General features: G+C 55.1%; 18 protein-coding genes. 5 read left to right on the top strand and 13 right to left on the bottom strand.

The features are described from left to right. Nucleotide 1: 1 nt before the first annotated feature. On the bottom strand, nucleotides 2-1,816 hold the full coding sequence (locus tag ACLH0J_RS29960) for a PilN family type IVB pilus formation outer membrane protein (protein WP_019818091.1): 1,815 nt from the start codon (nucleotides 1,814-1,816) through the stop codon (nucleotides 2-4). After that, entirely contained in the window at nucleotides 1,816-2,973 is a 1,158-nt protein-coding gene (locus ACLH0J_RS29955) for a TcpQ domain-containing protein (RefSeq protein WP_019818090.1), read from the bottom strand. Before ACLH0J_RS29955 ends, ACLH0J_RS29960 begins: the two co-directional genes overlap by 1 nt. A 456-nt stretch (nucleotides 2,974-3,429) precedes the next feature. Here ACLH0J_RS29955 and ACLH0J_RS29950 point away from each other — a divergent pair, with 456 nt between their 5' ends. Genes ACLH0J_RS29950 through ACLH0J_RS29930 form a run of 5 tightly spaced genes read left to right on the top strand, consistent with a single transcriptional unit; the run spans nucleotide 3,430 to nucleotide 6,874 of the window. Continuing rightward, nucleotides 3,430-3,780, top strand: a complete 351-nt coding sequence (locus tag ACLH0J_RS29950) for a metalloregulator ArsR/SmtB family transcription factor (protein ID WP_008437351.1) — start codon at nucleotides 3,430-3,432, stop codon at nucleotides 3,778-3,780. Between the two features lie 22 nt (nucleotides 3,781-3,802). Beyond that, nucleotides 3,803-5,092, top strand: a complete 1,290-nt coding sequence (locus tag ACLH0J_RS29945; RefSeq protein ID WP_008437350.1) for an arsenic transporter — start codon at nucleotides 3,803-3,805, stop codon at nucleotides 5,090-5,092. 9 nt (nucleotides 5,093-5,101) lie between these two features. Next, nucleotides 5,102-5,572, top strand: a complete 471-nt coding sequence (locus ACLH0J_RS29940; RefSeq protein WP_008437349.1) for an arsenate reductase ArsC — start codon at nucleotides 5,102-5,104, stop codon at nucleotides 5,570-5,572. Next, a complete protein-coding gene (arsH, locus tag ACLH0J_RS29935) occupies nucleotides 5,572-6,306 on the top strand; it encodes an arsenical resistance protein ArsH (protein ID WP_008437348.1) in 735 nt (244 codons plus the stop codon). The genes ACLH0J_RS29940 and arsH overlap by 1 nt, the downstream gene beginning before the upstream one ends. A 19-nt stretch (nucleotides 6,307-6,325) precedes the next feature. Then, nucleotides 6,326-6,874: an arsinothricin resistance N-acetyltransferase ArsN1 family B gene (locus tag ACLH0J_RS29930; RefSeq protein ID WP_008437347.1), complete on the top strand. Its 549-nt coding sequence runs from the start codon at nucleotides 6,326-6,328 to the stop codon at nucleotides 6,872-6,874. Nucleotides 6,875-7,129: 255 nt separating this feature from the next. Here ACLH0J_RS29930 and ACLH0J_RS29925 read toward each other — a convergent pair whose 3' ends face one another. The 11 genes from ACLH0J_RS29925 to ACLH0J_RS29875 all read right to left on the bottom strand — a co-directional run bounded on the left by ACLH0J_RS29925 (nucleotide 7,130) and on the right by ACLH0J_RS29875 (nucleotide 18,595). Then, complete coding sequence (locus ACLH0J_RS29925; protein WP_024073377.1) at nucleotides 7,130-9,085, bottom strand: DEAD/DEAH box helicase; 1,956 nt, start codon at nucleotides 9,083-9,085, stop codon at nucleotides 7,130-7,132. Then, nucleotides 9,082-10,962 (bottom strand): hypothetical protein, encoded by a 1,881-nt coding sequence (locus ACLH0J_RS29920; RefSeq protein ID WP_019818088.1) that lies wholly within the window; start codon nucleotides 10,960-10,962, stop codon nucleotides 9,082-9,084. The genes ACLH0J_RS29925 and ACLH0J_RS29920 overlap by 4 nt, the downstream gene beginning before the upstream one ends. A gap of 110 nt (nucleotides 10,963-11,072) precedes the next feature. Further along, nucleotides 11,073-12,977 (bottom strand): type I DNA topoisomerase, encoded by a 1,905-nt coding sequence (gene topA, locus ACLH0J_RS29915; protein WP_008437341.1) that lies wholly within the window; start codon nucleotides 12,975-12,977, stop codon nucleotides 11,073-11,075. Between the two features lie 99 nt (nucleotides 12,978-13,076). Further along, a complete protein-coding gene (locus ACLH0J_RS29910) occupies nucleotides 13,077-13,274 on the bottom strand; it encodes a CrpP family ICE-associated protein (RefSeq protein ID WP_073845721.1) in 198 nt (65 codons plus the stop codon). Nucleotides 13,275-13,452: 178 nt separating this feature from the next. Further along, the gene (locus ACLH0J_RS29905) at nucleotides 13,453-13,878 is read right to left on the bottom strand and encodes a hypothetical protein (RefSeq protein WP_008437339.1); all 426 of its coding nucleotides are present in this window, start codon (nucleotides 13,876-13,878) and stop codon (nucleotides 13,453-13,455) included. A gap of 110 nt (nucleotides 13,879-13,988) precedes the next feature. Continuing rightward, nucleotides 13,989-14,453 (bottom strand): single-stranded DNA-binding protein, encoded by a 465-nt coding sequence (locus tag ACLH0J_RS29900; RefSeq protein WP_008437336.1) that lies wholly within the window; start codon nucleotides 14,451-14,453, stop codon nucleotides 13,989-13,991. A 15-nt stretch (nucleotides 14,454-14,468) separates the two neighbouring features. Next, nucleotides 14,469-15,008, bottom strand: a complete 540-nt coding sequence (locus ACLH0J_RS29895; RefSeq protein WP_008437334.1) for a DUF3158 family protein — start codon at nucleotides 15,006-15,008, stop codon at nucleotides 14,469-14,471. A gap of 5 nt (nucleotides 15,009-15,013) precedes the next feature. Then, a complete protein-coding gene (locus ACLH0J_RS29890; protein ID WP_008437331.1) occupies nucleotides 15,014-15,739 on the bottom strand; it encodes a PFL_4669 family integrating conjugative element protein in 726 nt (241 codons plus the stop codon). A 68-nt stretch (nucleotides 15,740-15,807) separates the two neighbouring features. Next, the gene (locus ACLH0J_RS29885) at nucleotides 15,808-16,398 is read right to left on the bottom strand and encodes a hypothetical protein (RefSeq protein WP_124356005.1); all 591 of its coding nucleotides are present in this window, start codon (nucleotides 16,396-16,398) and stop codon (nucleotides 15,808-15,810) included. A 203-nt stretch (nucleotides 16,399-16,601) separates the two neighbouring features. Continuing rightward, on the bottom strand, nucleotides 16,602-17,903 hold the full coding sequence (locus tag ACLH0J_RS29880) for an STY4528 family pathogenicity island replication protein (protein ID WP_019816979.1): 1,302 nt from the start codon (nucleotides 17,901-17,903) through the stop codon (nucleotides 16,602-16,604). Beyond that, entirely contained in the window at nucleotides 17,900-18,595 is a 696-nt protein-coding gene (locus ACLH0J_RS29875) for a DUF2857 domain-containing protein (protein ID WP_008437329.1), read from the bottom strand. The genes ACLH0J_RS29880 and ACLH0J_RS29875 overlap by 4 nt, the downstream gene beginning before the upstream one ends. Between the last annotated feature and the right edge of the window lie 24 nt (nucleotides 18,596-18,619).

Genomic DNA, 18,619 nt, shown 5'->3' with positions numbered 1-18,619 from the left:
CTTACCCCTTGGAACCTGTGCAATGCAGCAGTGGGGTAGGGCAAGAGCCCCAAGGCTCGTTGGCAGCAGGTGAAATCACCGCGCTGGGGCTGCCTGTGTCGCTATCAACAACAGGAGTAATCAGCACTACGAGTACGCTGTGCCCTGTGGTGCGGACACGGCTGCCGCCCAAACCGAAGAATCCAGGATCCCCTACGCCAGACTTGGTTGCGTTTTCGCTGTTCTCCTCAAAACCAGTCAGTACGAGGGTTTGACCGCTGCGCAATTTGACCTTGGGCGACAGATTCTTGGTGTCGTAATCCGCTGTCTGGACACTGGAGCCGTTGCTCGTAAAAGTGGTGAAGGTCGGTTTGCTACTCATGCTCAGGGTGATCATCAGCAACATGTTGTCCTGGTCGATGATTCGAGGGAGCAACATCATGTTGAAGCCGCTGGTGATAGTCGCGGGGGTGAGCGAAGTAGACGATCCAACGGAAGCCGTAGTGGTTGTCGAGCTTGATGCGACATAGCTCTTTACGTTGCCGATCTGGATGGGTGCCGGCTGCAGATTCAGCGTGGTGACCGACGGCGAGCGAACGTTCGAGATTCGGCCCTGTTCGGAAAGTGCTTTGATGATTAAGTTGGAGCCAGCCCAAGGAGACTTCGACGTGTCCAAAATACTCAACGAGCCCGACACCGCGCCCGTGCTTATGCCGGTGGTGGCATTCTTCAGCGAAAAGCCCCATTTGTTGCTCAAGGACGTATAGACAGCCGTCCAGTCCAGGCCGGTCTGGTCTGTGTCGGTGAGAGTTACCTCGAAAACTTTGACGTTGAACAACACCTGACGGGTGATACTGCTGTTGATCGAATTCAGGTATTTAGCAACGTTTGAGAGTACTTCTGGTCGATCACTTACCGTCAGGGTGCCAGTGGAACGCGAGAGGAACATCCGACCTTGGGGCTGTTGGCTCAGCATCGCCTTGACGTTTTTTTCAATGTCTCCGATCAGCGAGGTCTTGATGGTAACGGTGGTGCTCTGGTTGCTGCCTGATTCACCCGATGCACCTGTCGACGAAGATCCGCCGCCACCACCACCGGAACTGCTCCCGCTGCCTGTAGCGGTCAGCAAGCCCGACTTCACTGTGCTTTCAATGACCTGGTCATCACCAAATGCCCAGACGTCGAACGTCTTGGTGTCGAAGTAAGTGACATGCACGCTTCGATCATCGGAGGAATAATTCCACGCTAAGCCCAACTGGGAGGTCGCTTGATTCAACAACCCTGACAGCTTGCCGCTGTACTTAATGGGGAATGTGTTGGGTGCAGTCAGCCCAATCGAATTCATTGAGCGGGCGTTGCTCGGAACATTGCCGATGACGCCGGCGGGCATGAAGTTGGTCAGGTTGTCGGCAGAGCCCAAACCAGGTGGAACTGCAGGTCCTGAGTTGCCCTGCGTCGAACTGGAAAGGACACTTGGGTCGATTGCGTCAGGGGCTACGATGACCGGTACACCACATTCACTAGTGATGTACTGCGCGATCTCAGCGATCCCAACGTTATATGAGGGGCGATAGGTGATGTCGCAATCCATGGTCAGCGGTAAACCACGCTTGGCGACCAGCGGTTTTTTGGACACCCATGGTTTGTCGCTGAACACCACCGTAGCGCGCGCGGACTCTTGCTGCTGATTTCTCAGAAATCGGCTGTATTGAGAGGCTGTCGCAGCGTCATTTTCAGCTCGGCTGGCCGATTCATTCACACGCTGCAGCGAACAGGAACTCACCAGTGCGACGATAAGTGACAAGGCTGTGCTTTTGATCCAGAGACGAGCAGTCATCATTTGTTCCTCTCTGTAATAAAAATCAGCCGCTGTGAGGAGTTACTGTCGACCACATCGACCAGAAAGGACCGTGGAGCCGAGTCGTAGAGAGGGAAAATCGACCCAATGGCTTCTTGGAAACTGCCCTCAAATCGAAGTGGAGCGTCAATTGAGTAATCCAAATCATCGACCTGCCACATCAGTTTCCAGCCCGCTTTTTCAGCCCAGCCTTCGACGGTTTGACGAAGGGTTGAGCCAGTTGAAGCCGTCCATGTCTGGGCCAGCGGCTTCGGCGCTGCAATGTCCGTCGCAACCGGCTTTGGCGCTGCAGAAACTGCGGACGGCGCGGTGACCAGTTTCGGAGTTGAAGCGGCCTTGGCATCTGGGTTGCTGGACGAAGTCGAGGCCGGACTCTGAGTCGGCAAGGCAGACGTTTGTTTTGTAGAGCCATCCTTGGTAATCACCGTAGGAGGGGCCACGGTTTTGGCTGGTGCAGCGTTCGCCACAGGGGTAGCGGCTGATGCCGTTGTTGTGAAAGGCGCTGTTTGGGGAACGGCGGCGACTACTACTTGGCTGCCCGCATCATTGTTATTGCTCTTCGCTGCGATAGGCTGTGCAGCTGTCGATGTGTTGAGTTGAGCAATCTGAGTTGATGCAGGACGTGGAGAGTCCGGGAGCTGGTAGCCAGGGCGCAGGACGTAGCACACCTGACGGTTGACCTCGTCGACCTTCACCTGCCAGGCCGGACCTGCGAGCACCTGCAGGGTGTTACGCAGGGTCATAGGGCCAAGTTTATATTGGGCTGCTGGGAGTGGTCGGGTGTAAAGGATGTTGACGTGGCCAGAGTCTGCCGAGCAAAGCGTATAACCTGAACGGTCCACCACGTACTGCATGGCCTCATGCACATTTGGGTGCATGTTGGCTGGAATGCTGATGTCGATAATCTGAGCCATCAGGTCACGTTGGCCAGAATCTGGCAGCGTGCTGACGAGGGTGTAGCGGCCATAGCGCACTACTGGTTCTTTTTCAGGAACGGCGCCGCCAGGATAGAGGTCTGGCGTCAACATGTCCGGATTGCGACTGCTGTCGAAAGCGGGCTTGGGTGTCTGCGCCGTTTGGGTCGTGCAACTGGCGATTAACGCTAGAAGCGAGAGCGTGGTGACGTGCCTGATCATGTGCCGAGAGGCCCCCTGTAATGATAGGGGAACGGTGACAGGCTGGTACCAGCTGCGCAGTAGGAAATAGAAAACTACGTCTATAGGTATTTATAGGCTATACAAAGATGACGCGACCGAGGTGGAAAATTACCTAGTATCTGATCACCCATTTCCATTCACGCTGAGCATTCATTTGCATTCACGCTGACCACTCAATTGCATTCGACCTGACCAGCTATCCTGCCATTACGCCTAGAGTAATGAATCCAAAATCGCGTTCAGCGAACATCCATTCGAACATCAAATCTCCGTCCGCGTGCTGAGGCGATTGTTAATCCCTCCTGGTCGTTACCCTGTGGTCGACCGGTGAGCATTGATCCCCATCGTTAACTCCCGCCACAGGCATTTGTGCAAGCAGGCTGAACGTGGTTAAATCTGCATATTCGATTATCCACATATGCAGAGCGATTGCTTATGAGCCTTACACCACACACATTCTTCAAGTGCTTGGGTGATGAAACTCGCGCCCGGATCATGCTCATGCTTTCGGCTGAGGGTGAGTTGTGCGTGTGCGAGTTAATCTGGGCACTGGACGATAACCAGTCGAAGGTCTCCAGGCATCTTGCCCAACTGCGTGCTTGCGGGTTACTCGCAGATCGGAGGCAGGGTCAGTGGGTTTACTACCGGCTGCATCCCGAGCTTGAACAGTGGGCACTGGATGTTCTGAACGTCACTACGCAGGCACACCAGTCCTGGGTTAACGACCATCAAGGACGGCTGGCTTCCATGGAAGACAGACCCGTGCGCCAAGCCTCCTGCTGCTGACATCCTGATCTGGAACATACTCATGCTCATCGCAGCATCGATTTTCGTAGTTACGCTCGTCTTTGTTATCTGGCAACCCAAGGGGTTAGGTGTCGGCTGGAGCGCGGCAGCGGGTGCCGTTCTGGCACTACTGACTGGCGCCGTAAGTCTAGGGGATGTGCCGGTTGTGTGGCACATCGTCTGGAACGCTACCGCGACCTTCATTGCTGTGATCATCATCAGTTTGTTGCTCGATGAAGCGGGATTCTTCAAATGGGCGGCGCTTCATGTCGCTCGCTGGGGTCGGGGCAAAGGCGGACGTCTGTTTGCGCTGATGATCCTGCTCGGTGCAGCCGTTTCGGCACTGTTCGCCAATGATGGAGCCGCACTGATTCTGACCCCAATCGTCATCGCGATGCTGACGGCGCTTCGCTTCAGCCCGGCATCCACCTTGGCATTCGTGATGGCCGCAGGCTTCATCGCTGATACCGCCAGTCTGCCGATGGTGGTGTCCAACCTGGTGAACATCGTTTCGGCAGACTTTTTTGGCGTGGGTTTCGGTGAATACGCTTCTGTCATGTGGCCAGTGAACCTAGTGGCCGTGGCCGCGACACTGTTCATGCTCTGGATGTTCTATCGCAAGGACATTCCCGCCCAGTACGACGCGGATCAGCTTGAGGCCCCGGAGTCGGTGATTCGAGATCGGGCGACCTTCATTGCTGGCTGGTGGGTACTTGGCCTGCTGCTGGTTGGTCTGTTCGCACTGGAGCCGTTAGGTATCCCCATCAGCGCTGTTGCTGCTGCGTGTGCAATGATCCTGCTGGTCATCGCAGGTAAAGGCCAAATCATCTCCACGAGAAGGGTCATCAAGGACGCGCCCTGGCAAATTGTCGTGTTTTCGCTGGGCATGTATCTGGTGGTCTATGGCCTGCGTAATGCTGGCCTAACCGACTCGCTCTCGGGGCTGCTGAACATATTTGCCGAGCATGGCCTATGGGCCGCTACCTTGGGCACCGGTATCACCGCTGCGCTGTTGTCCTCGATCATGAACAACATGCCGAGTGTGCTTATCGGCGCTCTGTCCATTCAGGGCAGCGACGCTACAGGACTGGTACGTGAGGCCATGATCTACGCCAACGTCATCGGTTGCGATCTTGGCCCCAAGATCACGCCCATCGGAAGCCTGGCCACGTTGCTGTGGCTGCATGTGCTAGCGCAGAAAAATATCCGCATCACCTGGGGTTACTACTTCAAAGTCGGCAGCATCCTCACCCTCCCTATCTTGCTGGTAACGCTGGTGGCACTGGCGTCGCGGCTGAGCATCCCTGTCTAGGAGAAACCCATGAAAGTGCTATTTATGTGTACGGCAAACAGCTGCCGGAGCGTTCTCTCGGAGGGGTTGTTCAACCACCTGGCCCCGAGCGGTTTTAACGCCGTCAGTTCGGGCAGCTTCCCAAGCGGACAACTGAATCCACGCGCCGTGAGTACGTTGCAAGCGCTTGGTATCGACACCACAGATCTCTACAGCAAAGGCTCAGAGGTGTTTTCGGACTCACCACCGGATGTGGTGATCACCGTGTGTGATAAGGCTGGAGGCGAACCCTGCCCGGTCTATTTCGGGCCTGCTGTCAAAAGCCACTGGGGCCTCGCCGACCCTTCCGATGTAGAAGGCACAGACAGCGACATCCAAGCCGCATTTGACGCGACCGTCGTCCAGATTAAAAAGCGTTTCGAGGCATTCTTCAGCTTGGATCATTCGGCGCTCACACCGCAGGAACTGAAGCGCGAGCTAGATCAAATAGGTGAACTGTAATGGACGAATTTTCCTCGGAAAGCAGCCTGGATCTACCTAATCTGGATCAGTCGCTAATCGACTTCGTCACACTGGATCGCCTGCAAGGCAACGAGCAACCGACTCACAAACCACGCATCTTGTTGCTGTATGGCTCAACCCGTGAGCGCTCTTTCAGCAGGCTGCTGACCCAAGAGGCCGCGCGCATCCTGACCCTAATGGGAGCCGAGACCGTCATCTTTGATCCCTCGGGTCTGCCTCTCCCTGATGACGCTCCGGAAGACCATCCAAAGGTTAAAGAGCTGCGGGATCTGGTTCTGTGGTCAGAGGGACAGGTGTGGTGTTCGCCAGAGCGTCACGGTGCAATGTCTGCTGTATTCAAAGCCCAAATAGACTGGATACCTCTCACGTTGGGCGCTGTCCGCCCCAGCCAGGGCAAGACGTTGGCCGTCATGCAGGTCTGCGGTGGATCACAGTCCTTCAACACGGTAAACCAGCTTAGGATCCTCGGGCGCTGGATGCGGATGATCACCATCCCAAACCAGTCGTCAGTACCCAAAGCCTTTCTGGAGTTCGACGACGCAGGGCGTATGAAGCCATCCGCCTACTACGACCGTGTTGTGGACGTGATGGAGGAACTGATGAAGTTCACGCTGATGGTTCGGGGCCGGGAAACGTATTTGGTAGACCGCTATTCGGAGCGCAAGGAAAGCGCCGAAGCACTCTCGAAACGAGTCAATCAAAGATCGATTTGAGCGACCAAGGGGATAGAGGATGAGCAACACCACAGTAAGGATTGCGCAGATTTCGGACGCTCAAGCCATCCAGGCAATTTACGCACCGATGGTTGAGCATACGGCGATTTCGTTTGAGCTTGAGCCGCCCACAGTCGAAGAGATGGCCAAGCGGATTGGGTCGACTTTGCCGACTTACCCGTATCTGGTAGCGGAGCGAGACGGCCAGCTCATCGGCTATGCATATGCCAGTCAGCACCGGGCTCGTGAGGCCTATCGCTGGTCGGTCGACGTCACCGTTTATATATCGCCAGAAGCGCACCGTAGCGGGGTCGGCCGGGCACTGTATGGCGTGTTGCTGCCGACATTGAAAAGGCAAGGGTTTCACGCAGCCTTTGCCGGGATCGCGCTGCCAAACGATGGCAGCGTGGGGCTGCATGAAGCACTAGGCTTCGCTCACATCGGTACGTATCCAGAAGTAGGATTCAAGCATGGCGCTTGGCATGATGTTGGATATTGGCGTATCGCGCTGGATTCAACGAGTCCGCCAAAACTGTCCGTGCCTTTCAGTGAGATCAGTCTCTTCTGAATGGGTCTCGACGGCCATTATGAGCGATGGGAAGATTCTAATACGTAACAAAGTCAATTATGTTCGACTCCTCGAAATGAATACGAGCAAAGTGGGTAAAATCGAAATAGATTTGCCACTTTCGGAAGTTTGCAGATATCGAACGAAACTATTGTTGCCGATGGGGAGGCCTATTAGATTCCAGAAAACAAAAGTAATGGTTCCAAGTACGTTTACAAGGTCTCAGCCACTAAGAAGCAGTGATATACCGCAGATCTACAAATTGGTCGCCAATGCTTGTCTCGCGTTGCCGGCCGCGTCGGGCTCAATGAGGTCACTTGCCAACTGACGCTTATCCTGCAGCATTTGCCAAAGCATCTGGTCGATTGTGTTTTCCACCAGCGGGATTTTCACCACGACCATGCGCAATTGCCCATTGCGGTAGGCCCTGTCCTCAGCCTGGTCCTGCAGTCCAGGCGTCCAGGGGAGGCCCAGGAACATCACATAGTTGGCCGCAGTGAGGTTGTTGCCCGTGCCGGCAGCGGAGGTAGTGGCGGCAAAGACGCGGGTTTCTGGATCACTTTGGAATTGATCGATCGCCTTCTGCCGTTTGCCTACAGAGTCACTGCCGACAACCGTGACGCACCCGTACTCAGCTTGCTTGCACCGAGTGCGAAGTGTTCCTACCGTATCCTTGAACTCACAGAACAAGATTACTTTGTCCTCCGCGTCCAGTTCGCACAGCAGATCCATTACGACACGAATCTTTACCTGCTCAAGCAACTGACGCAGTGATCCCAACCTGGCGAGGCTAGGCCTGTCTTCGAGCCGAATTTGATCGTATTGCTTGCGCTCTTCAGCAGTGAGTTCGATGGGTAAAGTTTGGCGCTGTTTGCCCTTGAGACCGGGCAAGACATCCTTGCGTCGACGGAGCATCCAATCGCCGATTGCGCCCCGCAGATTCATGCGGAAATCCTGACTGCCGGCGAACTGTTCGCAGAATTCTTTCAAGGGCAGTTTCCCAACGGGGTGGCCGGATAGCCGTAGCAGCGTGTGCAGCTCAGATTCTCGGTTGAGGACTGGCGTACCCGTCAGCAGGTAACGGTTGGGTATCTTGGCGGCAATGTCGAAGCCGTGACGTGTCCACGCGGCGGTCGGCTCTTTCAGGCGGTGCGCCTCGTCGATGATCATCACTTCAAAGTGTCCTGCATGCAGAACAAAATCGCCAAGGCGTTCGTAGTTGGTGATAATCCATTGCGAAGAGGGATCAAAGACCTGTTGGCCGATAGTGGCCTTGGGATACACCATCTGGATTTCGCGTTGCCAGTTGATGATCAACGTCGACAGGGTGATAACCAAGATGGGTCTATTAGCTGCTCGGATTGCAGCGGCAATGATTGCTTGGCGAGTTTTACCAAGCCCCATGTCATCCGCAAGCAAGGCGCTTGTGCGCTGTAGCAAGTGCCGGATGCCTGCCGGTTGATGGTCCAGTAAAGAATAACCAGCCAATGCCTGGTTAATCTGTTCGGTAGTGGACCCGGTGCGCTCGATTGAGGGCACCGCGGCTAAATACACATCGGTTGAGGTGCTATCGTCAGCCGCTTTTGCTGCGCGCTCTTGTGGCGGTCCACCAAGACTGATGCGGGTGATTTCATCAGCTGGAACAACGGATCCGTCGGTCAGCAGCTCTTGCACGGTGTCGAGGATTTCGAACTGATCCTCCGACAATCCAAGCTCCAGGATCAAGTTGCTTCGCACCACTTCCGCACCAGCGTCAATGCGCCAGGACTTGGAATGCCCGAGAAACACGCCGTGCATGCGCCTTGAAACGGCGACCGCGCCAGGATGGTAGTCACCTGACAGCAGGATCCCGCCCTGAACGAGTGGAGCTATCCGAAAGGTCAGCCCCCACGTGAATGCCTGCCGATCTGGGTCGTTTTGTGCGGCTGTGATTTTATGTGAAAACGTCTCCCAACTTTCATTGAAACGGTCCTCGGACAACTCCATCAAACGGTGGAAGAGCACATCCAGGTCATCCAGCAACTTGCCTTTTGGTAATCGCCAATAGCGATGTTGAGGATGCTCGGCACGCCGAATATAGAAACCATTACGTTCGAGAAACAGCCGGTTCGCACCCTCAACGTATTGCATTAAGACCCCGAAGTCATAGCCGTCAAAAATGACTTTTTCGACCAGGTCCTGCCGGCGGTTCATCAGACGTGGACGACTCATGTCCTGCTCAATCGTTGGTTGATCCATTCCGCACAGGCCTGGGCATGCATTTTTTTCCGGTTTCGATTTGTATAGCGCGACATGGATAGTGTTTGGTCGGGCCATTCCAGGTTAATGGCGAGCTCACCCGATTTGATCTTTGCCCAAAACCATTGATAGGCCCGGTCAACCCTGGAGCCCGACTTAGGTGTGCGATTGCGGAGCCCTCTCAGTTGTATCGTCACCAGGTGTTTGGGAGTCAATTTTGCTAACGTTTCGCCCCAGGCACTTTCATCCATTTGGATTTCTGCAGAGGCCAACGATTTCCCGTTTTCGCGAACCGAAAAAAGACGGCAGATGCCCCGATAAGCACTGTAGTCGTAACCATCAATGCAATGGCCCAGCGCTCGATGTTCCGCATCAAGATCGGCGGGGCACTTCAGTTCGATAATTTGCAGCCCATTTGGACTCACGAGGGGTGTGCTGGTTGAATAAAGCAGCGGCTTCCAGGGCGTTAAAGAGTCTGTTCTTGTTTGTGGATCTACTGCATCTAAAGCCTCACGGATGTCTATCAACGCGAGGTGAAAGCCATTCACCAAGCTGGCGATCTGGTGATAGGAAGCAGTAGCAATGAAGCTTTTGAGTTTCTGCAGTGCTTCACCAGAAGCTGGTCCGTCGCTCTCATCAACGTTGTTAAAGAGCTCGTTCAGGTCTCGAAAGTCGTCGGCGATTTTGGACCAATTGTCGTCCGACCAATCAGTTGGACACCCTGACAGCAGCCTGTTCCAGTCCTGCGTTTGATCCAGCAGTTGATACGGGATTTTATCCAGCAGCGCGAAGAGAGTGATCCAGTGCGCTTTTTTAAGAGGACGGCGATTGCCCAGTGAGGCTCCCAGCAGCAGTCGATGCCAGGGTCCTTGTGGCCCCTCGCGGCTGATACGGGTCAATGCACTGCCGGTATCGAATACCCGCTGTTGACCCAGGTAGCGCACTGCAGCGCGCGGCGCCTGTAGCAGCCAAGCCAGTGTGTCGGAAAGGGGGAGGCCCGCGTCGGCTATGCGACCTACCAGGCACTCTTCAGCGGAAATCAAATAACGGTCCTCACTCCAGTATGGGCGCCACGCCTGAAGTTCATCCCATGGGCAGTTCATGTATACCTGCTGCTGCCCATCCCACGGCCACGGCCATTGATCTGCTAGTACCAGAAGTGGAATCAGTACTGGCTGGGCTTTTAGGGCCTGAAGGCGGCGTTTTCGGTCACCTTGAGCCAGCCAGTTATAGAGCTTGGGTGAGGGACATTGCGCTGAACGAATGGCGAATAAAAGCTCTTGGTCCAGACACTGGCAAAACTGCTTCAGCGTGCTGCCAATCTGCTTCAGGTAAAATCGGGTGCGGGGATTGAAGTACCGATTGTTGCTCGCCGTCCAATCGAAGCCGCGGCGATTAAAGCTTCCTAGATCTTCAATCGAAAGGGCTTTCGCCCTCTCTCCAGCAGACTTGCAGAAGGAGGTCAGTAGGACGTCTGCATACCAGCGTTTTTCAAACCTGAGCAGTAGCTGCTGGGCCACCATTGCGGTGGGTTTTCTCTTATGCACGCGGTCCTTGCTGAAGATTTTGCAGGCCTTAACCTGATGACCATCGAAGTACTGGAGGTGATCGCCGATTCTGGCCAGGAGCCGCCGTGTTTGATCATCTGTAGAGGGCAGGGCTACGCACCAGCAACGAGTATGGACAGTGGAACTCAGATAGGTATCGATGAAGGAGGTCAGCTGGGAGGGCGGTACGTTAAATTGTAAAGCCCAGGTCTGGGCGACTTCAATTTGCCGGTCTGAGAACTTCTCCAGCTTCGGCGCTAAGATGCGCAGCCCCACCACCGATTGTCTCTTCTGTACGCTCACCCATGACCTCCTCTGCAATTTCGCAGAGGACTGTCAGGTATAGGAATGGTGGGCTTCTAGGGTTAATGCGTAACGGCGTTGTCGGTGATTTATATCGGCAATGGCAGAAGTCACACCCCTCTGGGTTTATTGAGATCTGGTTTGCCATTCAAGTTTGGAAAACTCACCTTGCATCCATTCGATTTGAAGCCTGTGCAACCCCAAAAGTCATAGCCACCGCCCCCTTTTTTTTGTCGCCTTGCGAGGGGTTGATTGCACTTGGGACAGTTGAAAGCGCCACCTGCTGTGGCTGGGCGTGGAGCGGACGCCATCGGCACACTCGGCATTCCACGTTGCTGAGACAGTTCCTCTTCCAGGCGTCTATGCAGACGCGCAACGACAGCTCCATAGGTGTCTTGGCCCTGGGCGACTTTGTCCAAATCCCGCTCCAGCTCCCTCGTAAAATCGAGCTCCACGAAACTGTAGAACCCTTCCAGCTTCGCGATTGTTTCCTCCCCCAGCGGCGCCGGTACCAGCTTGCGGCTTTTTTCCTCAATCATTCCTTTGCTGGTGATGTTCTTCAAGATCGAGGCGAACGTGCTGGGACGACCAATACCGCGGCGCTCCATTTCTTTGATTAGACTGGCCTTGGTGTAGCGGGATGGCGGCTGAGTTTTCTTCTTCAGCAGTTCTCCGTTGTGCACAGAGATGATCTGTTTTGGTGTGAGTGCAGGAACTGGGTTGCTCGCTGCTCCATCTTCCTCATCGTCTGTGTCATCGCCCTTGAGCAGTTTCCGCCACCCAGGATGAAAAAGGGTTTCACCAGTTGCATTGAATCGCAAAGCCTTACCATTTGGGCCAACCGCGAGCAGTTTTACAGCACGCACGTCGAATACCGCCGCTTCGATCTGGCTGGCCAGCGCCCGGACCCAAATCAACTTGTACAGGGCGAGTTCCTCGTCGTTCTCACCAGCTTTTGTATCAGCCCAATGCGTCGGGGTAATAGCGGGGTGGCCTTCCTGCGCGCCTTCGGCGGCCTTGAATGTACGTCGCTCGTCGACGGTCTTCAATCCGATAGATCTAGCTACGGTTCTAATATCCTCCATGGCCTCGTCTGGTACGTTGGGATTATCCGTCCTGTGGTAGGTGATCACGCCTTGTTCATACAATCGCTGGGCGACTTGCATGGTCTTGTCCGGGTCCCATTTCAAGGCGTTGCTGGCTGCTTGTTGAAGGGTGGAAGAGATGAAGGGCGCGGGTGGGTGGCGCTCGGCCTTGCGGTCTTCACAGGACTCGACGACGACATTACGTGTGCCGGCGACGAGTCGGGCCAGGTTGGCATCTTGAACGTAAGGAAAGTCTTTGCTCGCGAAATCCGGTACCGGTTGCCAGTCTGCATACCAGGTGGTGCCCTGATTCATATCCACAAAGTTCAGACGCACACCGAAGTGGTTGATTACCTGAAAGTTGCGGATCTCGCGCTCGCGCAAAACCACCAGGTATACGGCAGGCGATTGCACGCGGCCTGCAGAGGTGGGCTTGCCCATCAGTCGGCGTAGCTCCTGAGTCACCAGGTAACCCACCAAACGATCAAGTACACGCCGGCATTCTTGTGACGCGACTCTGTTCAAATCGATTTGGCGAGGATTGGCTAGAGCCTCTGCGACACGCTTCAGGGTGATTTCATTGAAGGTGATGCGTTTGTAGGATTTGACCGCCAGTACCTGCTGGATGTGCCAGCTGATGCTTTCACCTTCGCGATCCGGATCGGTTGCGAGGTAGATTTCATCGGCCTGTTTAGCTGCGGCCTTGATGGTCCGCACGGCCTTGGCGCTCTTATCCAGGATCTCGTACACCGGTGTGTAATTTTTGCGGACGCCTGTGGTGATCATGCTGTCGTCCTGCCCTCTGGCGGGCAAGTCACGTATGTGCCCACCACTGGCGACAACCAACCAGTGTTCGCCTGGGCGCAGTTTCTTCATCATTGGCTGAAGCTTTTTCAGCTTCCCAGGTGCCTCGATGATCAATAGCTTCACGGTGTGCCCCTTCTCAATTATGCAGAGCGGGACTGTCACGTCATGGCAGGTAAGGCTTCAATGGGAAATGGTCAATGCACAACGGGAGGCTTTTAGCGGCTAGAGGTCCAGCGTCAGCTGCTGTTCCTGGGCAAAGCCCTTTAGCCACGACGCGCGCATCGCAGGATGGTGGTAAGGGCAGTCATACACCCGTAGCCCTTTTCGGGCGGCGTCAGCACCGGCTATTTGAACGGCAGTATGGGGGTTATTGAATTGCCGCCTATCTGCTGGTTTCAAAGAAGTTCGAGATTGCGCCATTGGCTATCGGTCCCCGAAGAACAGATCTATCAGACAGTAACATCACGAATAGCGCATTTTTTTGCATCAAAAACGGAAGTTTTAAACTTCTGTGCTTGAGATAGCCGAATGGAAGTGTGACTCAACCTGAAAGTTAACGAATGGCGCGATTTTTTGCCAACCAATTGGCGGTTTGATGTCAATTCGAAGCTGGCTCGTCCGTCCAGTTCGCAACTCTGATCCACGCGATGAAGTCCTGAGTGGATTGTCCGCTTTGAACACGTAGTTGTTCCAGCTTGCCGTATAAGTGTTCAGTCATTTCGTCGTCGTCGTCAAAGTCGACGCGGTATTCAGTATCTAAGCGGTATTCATCGAGCAAGGTGTTGATAAATCGGCGGGCTTGCCAGGTATCAAGGTCTGTCTCTCCACGGCCCCCCATCAGATACTCTCCCGTTCGCCACCCAACTGGAGCCCATGATGCTCGGTTTATGTCCAGGGTGAGCCCGTAGTAGTCCGGAGCATTCACCTCGCTTTCATCAAAGTAAGCCCAGTAAACACGGCCTAAAGCTGGGTGCTCTGCGCCAATGACAACGTACCCTGTTGGGTCCCTCAAAACTTCATCCATCGGCACGTCCTAATTTGTAGTGGTTCTCTAATGAGGTCGGGGGAAACGATGAGCTGTTTCCCCCAACACCGACAGCTACACGAATGGGCCGAAAAATTAAGCCCCTGTTTTCAGAATTGCGGTGGATCGGTATCTGGATATTCATCCGGGCCTGGAGCTGGCTGCGGCCGCGATTCGGGTCTGTTGGACTGTTGCGAATTCTGGTTTTGCGAAGGCGCCAGATTCACCATGGTCACGCGGTGTGGCAGCATGCCGACCCGGCTGGCCTGGATTTTCAAAGCTTCGAATTCGCCATCGTCGTTCTTCCAACGGTCCATAACGGCGCGACCGGAAACCAGCACTCGCATACCTTTCTGGAACAGTTGCGAATAATGCTCGGCGTCCTTGTGCCACCACTCCACATTCGCCCAAAAACCGCCACGATCTTCGTAGCCGCCTTTGCCATCCGGAATCGAATTGTCGAAGTAAACGTTGGCTCGCATGAGTCGACGTGGGTCTTTATTGCCGTTGGGGAATTCTTTGAATTCCGGTGCAGAACCGATATTGCCTTCCCAGCCTTGTACGGGCGTGCCCATGAGTATTCTCCGAGGTTATTGGTGTTGCGTTGGGTTGTTGAGCTGCTGCAGGCGAGCGGTATACACGGCCTCTGCCTGGCCCATTTTTTCTGCGCACTCGGCGGCCTGTTTGGTGATCGAGTGCAGCAAACTCATTTGCATATTCAAGGTGATGCGCTGCAGCTCCATCACGTAAAGATCCTGCAGCATGGATTCCGGTGTTCTGGGTGAGCCCATCATTTCTGCCCAAACCCCTACGCCCATCCGCCGATCTGTCACCTGCTGCCATCTCAAAAACTGGGTGCCGGCTTGGGTGTTCTGCTCAGTCAACCGCACTGGAACTAGGGTGAATGGATATCGGCGGGCCTGGCTCAGCACTTCCTGGGCAAGAGCTTTTAAGTCCGATTCTTGAGCTCGGCAAAGATCGGCAAATTGGGTCAGCTCCCCCTTACCTTTAAAAGGCTTTAAAAGGCCCTTTAGTGAGGCAGCCTGTTGCAGTCGCTGAAAGGCTTCCTGTTGCAGTGGCCGGAAGGCGGTCTGTTGCAGCGACCCATCATTGGAGGGAATCTGGCCCATGCTCTTTAACCCTCAACGGGGTCATCGAGATGATCATCCGTCTCGGTTTGCTGCTGACCGCGGATGATCGGTGGCGCGAAATTCGAACGGCGGGTGCCTTCCAGGATGTCTTGTGGCAGCTCACCGTACCGCTCGTACATTTTGCGGGCTGCTTCAGCCTTGGCATTGTTTGCAGCGAAGTCGTCGCGGGCAGCGCCTGAGTACTTATAGATCTGGGCCAGACCAAACAGTCTCCGCAGTACCGCTGCGCCTTCGTCGATCCAGGTTTCCATATCGTGGCGCCCGACAAGGCCAACGTGCTGGGCCAACAGAATGCGTCTGACAATTTCGTCGTAGTTCGTCAGCAGGTACACAGCCTGAAATCCCAGGGGATTGGAGATGTACAGCGGGAGGCTGACAGGCTGGATCGAGAGGTTTTCGCTAATGCTGATGGCCGGTGGAAGAGAGGCCATGGCTGTGTCCAGGCGATCTTCGATGGTCTTTAACGCTTCCTTGGAATCGTTGATCTTTTCCTCGAGGAGGATCATCCACCAGTCAGAGTAGGGATCATCCTGTTGGGCGCCTCGAGACATTCGATTGACGACAGTGCAGAACCCTGACAGACCAATGATGCCGGCTTTGAGGTCATTTTTAGGGCGCCCCATCCATATACGAGCGGCGTGGTGAGTGTGAAGGGTGAGCTTCACATCGCTGCGCAGTGAACCGATGTTGAGCCGGAAGTTATCAGCCATGGTGCAGTGTTTCCTTGGGAAGAGGATTGACGTACCCATGCTGCAATTTGGCTATAGGAGACGCAGCATTAAATACGTAGCCCGATGGAAGGGGATTTGTTGAGGCTTCTATATAGGAAGAGCTGAAACTCGCCGGTGCGGACCGAATCCCTTGCGTGGCGGCCACCTCCGGTGCCGGATGCTGTCAGGGTGTTGTGGGCCACAACACTTGCCATGTCGCCGGCACGGATGCCGGATCCTGCCAAGGTGGTGCGGGCCGCACCACTTATATGGCTGCCACCTCCGGTGCCGGATGCTGTCAGGGTGTTGTGGGCCACAACACTTGCCATGTCGCCGGCACGGATGCCGGATCCTGCCAAGGTGGTGCGGGCCGCACCACTTATATGGCTGCCACCTCCGGTGCCGGATGCTGTCAGGGTGTTGTGGGCCACAACACTTGCCGTGTCGCCGGCACGGATGCCGGATCCTGCCAAGGTGGTGCGGGCCGCACCACTTATATGGCGGCCACCTCCGGTGCCGGATGCTGTCAGGGTGTTGTGGGCCACAACACTTGCCATGTCGCCGGCACGGATGCCGGATCCTGCCAAGGTGGTGCGGGCCGCACCACTTATATGGCGGCCACCTCCGGTGCCGGATGCTGTCAGGGTGTTGTGGGCCACAACACTTGCCGTGTCGCTGGCACGAATGCCGGATCCTGGGCAAGTGATTTGGGCCGAGTCACTTGCGTGGCGGCCGCGGCGTATTTCGGTTCCTGTCAGGGTGTTGCGGGCCGCAACACTTGCTGTGTAGCTGGCACAGATTCCGGTCACGACCGCTTCGCTCTGGGCCGCGTTACCACGATATTCTGGTTGTCCACCTGACATCATGGATGTGTACCCCGATTAGGCTTCAGCAGATGCAGCATTCCGCTGAGTGTGTGTTTTGCGGTTTGTATCGACTCAGGGCTACGCGTCTGCGTTAGCGTCTTCGTCGGCTGCTCTGCGCCCTCTGGCGGGGCTGAAGCGTCTTGACGCTCGGGGCTCGCTTTTGCCTTGTCGTCAGGGTTCCATTGGCTGTTGAAATCGCCGCGAACGGCCATGCCGACGAGCGTCATTAAGTATCCAAGCGGGTTTCGGACCCCTCCCGAGTCACAGCGGTGGACCCATTGTTTGATGAGCGCGGTTTTCAACTCTGCTGGAACCTTTTGCAGCGCCAGGACCGCGTTCTGTTTTTGCTCGACCGGTAGTCGATGCAGTGCACCGAGCAAATCGGCAGCGATGTCGTTTGGTGTGGGCGGTACATGTACAGAGCTTTTACAAACATCTTTGTGTGTATCTGTATACGTACTATATGAGTTCGGATGCCGAACTAAGTCCGAACTCAGTGATTTACGGCTGAGTTCGGCATCCGAACTCTGCTCCAAAGCGATTCGCTCTTCGCCTTTTTCACTGAGTTCGGTATCCGAACTCAGTGGAGATAGAGCTATATTTTGCTGAGTTCGGATTCCGAACTCAGTCGCTTTAAGAACGACTGGAGCCTGCGCTTTGGTCCAGGCCTGGCTATTCATGCGGGATTCGATGATGTCCAGCCTGCTAGGTAAGCGTTGGCCAACATCAGGATCAGCTGCAAATTCCTTCCAGGCAATTTCTGCCACTTCGCGAATCACCTTGGTCTGGTGCTGCATTGACTGCGCGAGTAGCTGCAAGTAGTCCTTGTCGAACTCTATAGCTTCGGCCGGTGTGACCGGTTCGTCGTGAAGCAGGTAGACGTTGCCTTGCACTTGTCCACTCAGATCATTGCGCACCCGTCGCCCCAGGCTAAGCCAACGGGTGAGACGTAAGGTCACTAATGCTTTTGATACAGTTTCACGCGAGGCAGGCCTACCGGGTTGCATACCCAAATATGGCCGCAGTTGGTCATAGGTAGGGAACGCCGTAAGGCCGTCGTCATTGATCAGTAGGCGAAATACCTGCCAGGTGTTTCTTTCAAGCGGGGTTAAGCGATCATCCAAAAGCAATCGGCGAGGAACCGTTTCGTGTGGGTTCCCGCTGAAAATAATTCCGGAGTAGGGGGAAGACCCTTCAATCCCCGGAGGCGCCGACTCTTTTTTCTGAAGCAAATGAGCTTCAAGGTGACCCGAGGCCGAGTCTAAAAGCGTCGACAAGGGAAGCCGAGACAACCTCATAATACAGAGTCACCTTCCACCGATGTCGCTGCAGGCTGTGCAAGTCGTTGAGAAGACACAAGCTGTAGCCTTCTCGGAAGGCCAGGGTTTGCAGGAGGGTAAAGCCCTTCCTTTATCCAGGACTGAATGCGATGCCAGATGATGGCCAGGCTGAGGTTTTCGTGGGTCTCATCTGGGCTAGTATCCTGTGGAGCATTGAGTTCCTCGGCGACCAACATGGCGATGTCCAGCAACGCGAGACTGTCGCCAAGCTCTACCTGATGCTCTTGCATTAGGTGCGTCCATCGGTACCAAAGCTGAGCGTCCATCTCCTCACTGAATTCGCGCCAACGGCCACGACGTGCCGTCACGCCGATCATTAGGCGTTGAAGGGCCACATCCTGCGGAGACAGCCCGAAGAACTGTTGCAGCATTTGAGTGGTCGCGCCAAGTCGCAGCGCACGTTCAATCATGCGCACTTCTTCATCAGAACGCTGCGCGCCTGACAGTAGTTTTTTTACCATGTCCCCATCAATGGTGACGTTGCACCAAGACACGGGAGTGTTAAGCAGCAAGCTCAGTACTGAAGGTTGTTGGAGCTGAGCCAATATCTCTGGCTCCAGGCCCATTTCGATGCAGCGCCGAAGTTGGCCATTACGCATGTGATGAAGCACCTGTGACAGGATTGCTTCATTTATTGGTGTCTTGGACATGACGACTCCCCCTTGTAGAGTCCG

This window comes from Pseudomonas sp. MPB23, assembly GCF_046605395.1.
Lineage (GTDB): Bacteria > Pseudomonadota > Gammaproteobacteria > Pseudomonadales > Pseudomonadaceae > Aquipseudomonas.
The sequence above is the reverse complement of the archived record's forward strand: the minus strand, read 5'-3'. Positions and strand labels throughout refer to the sequence as shown.